This is a genomic window from Priestia sp. P5_B4 (assembly GCF_056400385.1).
Window position 1 is genome coordinate 1 of the sequence record NZ_JBFULJ010001191.1, and the last position, 932, is coordinate 932.

Genomic DNA, 932 nt, shown 5'->3' on the forward strand with positions numbered 1-932 from the left:
CCACTGTACCATTTTGAATACCTGTTAGAGTGTCATACAGTTTTTGTGATACTTCTCCTGTGTTTCCATCGTTAATGACCATTTTCTCGTTATTCCAAAATAGTTCGCCAATTGGAGAAATAACTGCAGCTGTAMCTGTTCCAAATGCCTCTTCTAGTTTGCCTTCGGAATAAGCTTGCTTAATTTCTTCCATAGAAATACGGCGCTCAGTTACAGGCATATCCCAGTGTTTTAGCAGCTCAATGATAGATTTACGCGTAATTCCTTCCAAAATGCTTCCGTTCACGGATGGCGTTACTACTTCTCCATCGATTTTGAAGAAAATATTCATGCTTCCTACTTCTTCAATGTATTTGCGTTCAACGCCGTCTAACCACAGTACTTGTGAATAGCCTTTTGAGTCAGAAAGCTGCTGAGCTTTTAAGCTTGAAGCATAGTTTCCGCCTGTTTTAGCTGTTCCTGTCCCTCCGGCTACAGCACGAACAAATTCGCTTTCAACCGCGATTTTTACAGGAGCAATCCCTTCTTTGTAATATGAACCAACTGGAGAAAGAATAATGATAAATTGATAGCGGTCAGATGGTGCTACTCCTAAGTAAGGCTCTGTTGCGATGACAAATGGGCGAATGTATAATGATGTACCTTCAGCAGTAGGAATCCATTCGCGGTCAATTTTAATCAGCTGCTTTAACGCTTCTAGCGCTAAGTCTTCATCAACATGAGGAATACAAAGACGATCGTTTGATTTATTTAAACGTTTGAAGTTCTCATCTGGTCTAAATAATAATACTTGCTCTTTTTTTGTTACATATGCTTTTAGTCCTTCAAAAACAGACTGCCCGTAATGAAAGATCATGGATGCCGGATCTAATGTGATAGGTTGATAAGGTACAATACGAGCATCGTGCCATCCTTGGCCTTCTGTATAATCC

At 40.1% G+C, this 932-nt stretch carries 1 protein-coding gene; it reads right to left on the reverse strand.

The window, feature by feature from the left end; all coding sequences use genetic code 11:
- Positions 1–932, reverse strand: a 932-nt coding sequence (locus tag AC1DRF_RS29855; protein ID WP_477742553.1) for a branched-chain amino acid aminotransferase, incomplete at both ends; no start/stop codon positions are given.